Origin of the sequence: Streptomyces himastatinicus ATCC 53653, assembly GCF_000158915.1 — a bacterium.
GTDB lineage: Bacteria > Actinomycetota > Actinomycetes > Streptomycetales > Streptomycetaceae > Streptomyces > Streptomyces himastatinicus.
The window spans coordinates 6,666,323-6,671,773 of sequence record NZ_GG657754.1 but is presented as its reverse complement, the minus strand read 5'-3'; the positions used below and the strand labels follow the sequence as shown (position 1 = coordinate 6,671,773).

The following is a 5,451-nucleotide window of genomic DNA, read 5'->3' as shown; positions in this document are numbered from 1 at the left end:
CGGCCCGTCCGCGGCCGGTGGAGCGGTCGTTCCGCCCGGCGGCCCGGCCGACCCCGCGGGCGCGGCGCGCCCGGTGCCCGGCCATCCCGCGGGCAGCGGTGCGGATGCCGCAGGTGGCGACGTGGCCGCCGAGAGGCGCGGCTGGAGCTCCGGCATCGCGGCACGGCTGGTGGGGCTGGACAACCGCACCGTGCTGCTGGACCTCGGCGGGGTCACCCACCGCTTCCGGCATGTCGCCGACGGCGCGAGCCACTGGCTGGGGCGGAGCGGGGATGCCTGGCGGGTGGTGGGGCATGACCCCATTGAGGAGACGCTGCGCGGCGGGGCCGCCGCCGCGCACGCCGGGGAGCTGACGGCCCCCATGCCCGGCACCGTCACCGTCGTGAAGGCGGCCGTCGGGGACGAGGTCACCGCGGGCCAGGGCCTGCTGGTGGTCGAGGCGATGAAGATGGAGCACCTCATCTCCGCCCCGCACGACGGGACCGTCACCGAGCTGGAGGTGACCCCCGGCAGCACGGTCGCCATGGACCAGCTGCTGGCGGTCGTCGCCCCGCGCGAGACCGAGGAGCGTGCGTGATGACCCTCCCCATGACCGTCCCGGCCCCGGGGCTGCCCGCCCGGGTGCGCATCCACGAGGTGGGGCCGCGGGACGGACTACAGAACGAGAAGGCGCTCGTGCCGGTCGCCGTGAAGGCCGAGTTCATCCGGCGGCTGGCCGACGCGGGGCTGACCACCATCGAAGCCACCAGCTTCGTCCGCCCGGAGTGGGTGCCCCAGCTGGCCGACGCCGAGCAGCTGATGCCGCTGATCGACGATGTGCGGGCCCGGCTCCCGGTGCTGGTGCCCAACCAGCGCGGTCTGGACCGCGCGCTCGCGCTGGGCGCGCGCGAGATCGCCGTCTTCGGCAGCGCGACCGAGGCGTTCGCCAAGGCCAACCTCAACCGGACGGTGGACGAGGCGCTCGCCATGTTCGAGCCGGTCGTCACCGCGGCGCGCGAGGCGGGCGTGACCGTGCGCGGCTATCTGTCGATGTGCTTCGGCGACCCCTGGGAGGGCCCGGTCCCGATCTCGCAGACCGTCTCGGTCAGCCGCCGCCTGATCGACATGGGGTGCGACGAGGTGAGTCTCGGCGACACCATCGGCGTGGCCACCCCCGGCCATGTGCAGGAGCTGCTGGCCACGCTGGGCGAGGCGGGCATCCCCGCCGAGCGGCTCGCCGTCCACTTCCACGACACCTACGGCCAGGCCCTCGCCAACACCCTCGCCGCCCTCCAGTACGGCGTGACCACCGTCGACGCCTCCGCGGGCGGTCTGGGCGGCTGTCCGTACGCGAAGAGCGCCACCGGCAACCTCGCCACCGAAGACCTGGTCTGGATGCTCGACGGCCTCGGCATCGAGACCGGGGTCGACATCCGCCGTCTCACCGCCACCAGCGTGTGGATGGCCCGGCACCTGGGCCGACCCAGCCCGTCCCGCACCGTCCGCGCCCTCTCCCAGAAGGAGATGTGAGTCATGGCGATCGACCATCGTCTCTCCCCCGAGCACGAGGAACTGCGCCGCACCGTCGAGGCGTTCGCGCACGATGTGGTCGCCCCGAAGATCGGGGAGTACTGGGAGCACCATGAGTTCCCGTACGAGATCATCCGCGAGATGGGCCGGATGGGGCTGTTCGGTCTGCCCTTCCCCGAGGAGTACGGCGGGATGGGCGGCGACTACTTCGCGCTGTGTCTGGCCCTGGAGGAACTGGCCCGGGTGGACTCCTCCGTCGCGATCACCCTGGAGGCCGGGGTCTCGCTCGGCGCGATGCCGATCTTCCTCTACGGGACGGAGGAGCAGAAGCGCCAGTGGCTGCCCGGGCTGTGCTCCGGGGAGACCCTGGGCGCCTTCGGCCTGACCGAGCCGGGCGGCGGCTCCGACGCGGGTGCCACCCGCACCACGGCCCGGCTGGACGAGGCCACGGGCGAGTGGGTGATCAACGGCACCAAGTGCTTCATCACCAACTCGGGCACGGACATCACCGCGCTGATCACCGTCACCGCGGTCACCGACCGCACCGAGGACGGCCGGCCCAAGATCTCCTCCATCATCGTGCCGTCCGGCACCCCCGGCCTCAGCGTCGCCGCCCCCTACTCCAAGGTCGGCTGGAACGCCTCGGACACCCGCGAGCTGTCCTTCGCCGACTGCCGCGTCCCGGCCGCCAACCTCCTGGGCGACCTGGGCCGGGGGTACGCCCAGTTCCTCCGCATCCTCGACGAGGGCCGCATCGCCATCTCCGCCCTGGCCACCGGGCTCGCCCAGGGCTGTGTGGACGAGTCGGTGTCCTACGCCAGAACCCGCGAGGCATTCGGCCGCCCGATCGGCGCCAACCAGGCCATCCAGTTCAAGATCGCCGACATGGAGATGCGCGCCCATATGGCCCGGGTCGCCTGGCGCGACGCGGCCTCGCGCCTGGTAAGCGGCGAGTCGTTCAAGAAGGAGGCGTCGATCGCGAAGCTGTATTCCTCGGAGGTCGCGGTCACCAATGCCCGCGAGGCGACCCAGATCCACGGCGGATACGGCTTCATGAACGAGTACCCGGTGGCCCGGATGTGGCGGGACTCCAAGATCCTGGAAATCGGGGAGGGCACGAGTGAGGTGCAGCGGATGCTGATCGCACGGGAGCTGGGTTTCGCGAGCTGAGCCTCCCCGGGCCCCGGGCCGTCCGGCCCAGGGCCCGAAAAGGCGCGAAAGCTCGTTGTCGCCCCGCACCGCGTCCGTCACCATGGCGCAGCATGGGGAGCCAGGGGGAATGGGGGCCGCGCTCTGCGCGGAATGCCGCTGAATTCGTCGCGCTGCTGCGGGAGCTCAGGGAAAGATCAGGGCTGACCTATCGGCAGCTGGAGGAGCGTGCCGCCGAGAACGGCGATGTACTGGCGCGCAGCACCTTGTCCGATGCGTTACGCCAGGACGCACTACCGCGCACCGAAACGCTGTTGGCTTTTCTCCGCGCCTGCGGAGAGGAAGATCGCGCCGGTGAATGGCTGGAGGTTCATCACGACATCGCCGCGGATCGCGCAAGCGTTCGCACGGAGAATGCCGTCGATCCGGAGCCCGAACCGCCGGAAATCCGCCGGGGCGTGCCGCGGGGGCGGCTGATCGGCGCGGCGCTCGCCGTGCTGATCGTGGGCGCGGCGGCCTCGCTCGCGGTGGCGATGACGGCCGACGACGGCGAGCCGGACACGCCGGGCGCCGCCGCGCCGTCGGCGCGGTCCGCTGCTTCCACGCCCTCGCCGGGCACGTACCGCATCCGCTCCGTCGTCTCCTCCCTATGCCTGTCCGAGGTGGAGGGCGAGAGCGGGGGCCATGTCTTCCAGGCGGACTGCCGTCGCAGTATCCCGACGTACGCCCTGGAGGAGTCGGCCGACGACACCGTCCAGGTCCGGTCGCTCCATCCCGTCTTCGGCTACGGATGTCTCGGCGTGGGCCAGGGCAGCACCAAGGGCGGCACGCAGATGATGGACGACCACTGCGGGCACCGGGGCACGGCCGAGTGGTTCCGCATCCAGCGGGTCACCACGCCGACGCGCGGCTACCGGATCACGGCGGTGCACTCTGGCCAGTGCGTTTCGGTGCCCGGTGGGTCGACCCGGAAGGGGGACCCGGTGCTCCAACTGCCCTGCGCCGCCGACGACACGGGCCAGATCTTCCGGTTCGATCCGGTCAGGGCGCCGACGGCGATTCCCACGATCACCGGTAACTGATCACTCGGCGGCGGGCCAGGGGATCTGCGGGGAGCGGTAGTAGTCGATGCCCAGGGCGTCCCAGCGGGGCGCCTGGGCGGCGAGGCGCACCCGGTAGTCGTCCCAGTCGTGGGTGGACCGGGGCGACCAGCCCAGTTCGGCGATGCCGGGGAGGCGGGGGAAGGCCATGTACTCGATGTGGGCGCTGGTGGAGAGGGTCTCCGACCACAGCGGGGCCTCCACGCCGAGGACCGAGGACGGCGGGGCGCCGGCGATGTAGCTGCCCGGGTCCCAGTCGTAGGACTGCTTCGCCTCGACGTATCCGGCCCAGCTGAGCCCCAGCGGGGTGCTCGGGTCGTACTTCATGTCCAGGTAGGCGCGGTTGGCGGGCGAGAGGACGAGGCGGGTGCCGTTCTTGGCGGCTTCGGCGACCTCCTTCTCGCTGCCATTGGTCCCCCAGTACTGGGCGACCGCCCCCTTCGCGGGGCGCGCGCCGGTCAGCTGGTGCCAGCCGACCACGGTCTTGCCGTACTTGGCGACGACCGGCTGGACCCGGTCCATGAAGGCCACGTAGTCGTCATGGCTGGTGGAGTGCGCTTCGTCGCCGCCGATGTGGAGGTAGCGGCCGGGGGTGAGGGCGGCGATCTCGCGGATCACGTCGTCCACGAAGTCGTACGTCACCTCCTTGGGCACGCACAGCGAGCTGAAGCCGACCTCGGTGCCGGTGTAGAGGGGCGGGGCGACGCCGTCGCAGTTGAGGTCGGCGTAGGAGGCGAGGGCCGCGTTGGTGTGGCCGGGCATGTCGATCTCGGGGACGACGGTGAGGTGGCGTTGCGCCGCGTACCGCACGATCTCCCGGTAGTCGGCCTTGGTGTAGTAGCCGCCGGGCCCGCCGCCGACCTGGGTGGAGCCGCCGTACGTCGTCAGCCGGGGCCAGGAGTCGATGGCGATCCGCCAGCCCTGGTCGTCCGAGAGGTGGAGATGCAGCTTGTTGATCTTGTAGAGGGCGAGCTGATCGACGTACGCCTTGACCTGGTCGACGGTGAAGAAGTGCCGGGAGACGTCGAGCATCGCGCCCCGCCAGGCGTAGCGCGGCACATCGGTGATGGTGCCGCCGGAGATCCGCCAGGGGCCGGGCTGCCGGGTGGCGCGTTCGACGGACGCGGGCAGCAGCTGCCGCAGCGTCTGGATGCCGTGGAAGAGCCCGGCGGACGTGCGGGCGCTGATGGTGACGGCGCGGCGGGTCACCGCCAGCCGGTAGCCCTCCGCGCCGAGGCCCTTCGCGCCGGTCCCCTTCGCGCTCGACCGTTTGGCGTCCCGCACGATCCGCAGCCGGATGCCGTCCCCGCCCCCGCGCGCGGTGACCGGCAGCCGGTAGCCGGTGGCGGGGCGCAGCACGCCCGCCAGATAGTCGCCCGCGGTGCGCGCGGCGCGGGAGCCGGGCTCGACCCGGATCGGGGTCGTCGGGCGGATCGTGTACGGGCTCTTGCCGGGCCGTACGGAGGCGGGCGCGGGCACGACCCGGTCCAGCGGCACCGGCGCGGCCGCGGCGGCGCCGGACCCGGAGGCGGCCGCGGAGGGCGGCGAGGCCGTGGCGGCGGTCCCCGCCCCCGCCGCCACGGTCAGCAGGAGTGAGCACAGCAGTCGAGCACGGCGTCGTCTCACAGGGGTTCCCTTCAACGAAGCGTCGCATCGTGGGTACCGCGACATCTTGCGTACCGCGGCGTCCAGT

General features: G+C 72.2%; 5 protein-coding genes. 4 read left to right on the top strand and 1 reads right to left on the bottom strand.

Annotated elements, in window-relative coordinates; all coding sequences use genetic code 11:
• The 4 genes from SSOG_RS28525 to SSOG_RS51965 form a co-directional block, all read left to right on the top strand.
• The coding region (locus tag SSOG_RS28525) for an acyl-CoA carboxylase biotin carboxyl carrier protein subunit (protein ID WP_245606400.1) at positions 1 to 577 on the top strand (577 nt) is incomplete at its 5' end.
• Positions 577 to 1,509 (top strand): hydroxymethylglutaryl-CoA lyase, encoded by a 933-nt coding sequence (locus SSOG_RS28520; RefSeq protein ID WP_039938916.1) that lies wholly within the window; start codon positions 577 to 579, stop codon positions 1,507 to 1,509. The genes SSOG_RS28525 and SSOG_RS28520, both read left to right, overlap by 1 nt.
• Positions 1,510 to 1,512: 3 nt before the next feature.
• A complete protein-coding gene (locus SSOG_RS28515; RefSeq protein ID WP_009717724.1) occupies positions 1,513 to 2,679 on the top strand; it encodes an acyl-CoA dehydrogenase family protein in 1,167 nt (388 codons plus the stop codon).
• Between the two features lie 92 nt (positions 2,680 to 2,771).
• On the top strand, positions 2,772 to 3,740 hold the full coding sequence (locus SSOG_RS51965) for an RICIN domain-containing protein (protein WP_110092154.1): 969 nt from the start codon (positions 2,772 to 2,774) through the stop codon (positions 3,738 to 3,740).
• Here the strand turns inward: SSOG_RS51965 and SSOG_RS28505 are convergent, their stop codons facing one another.
• Positions 3,741 to 5,429, bottom strand: a complete 1,689-nt coding sequence (locus tag SSOG_RS28505; protein WP_050799996.1) for a beta-N-acetylhexosaminidase — start codon at positions 5,427 to 5,429, stop codon at positions 3,741 to 3,743.
• Between the last annotated feature and the right edge of the window lie 22 nt (positions 5,430 to 5,451).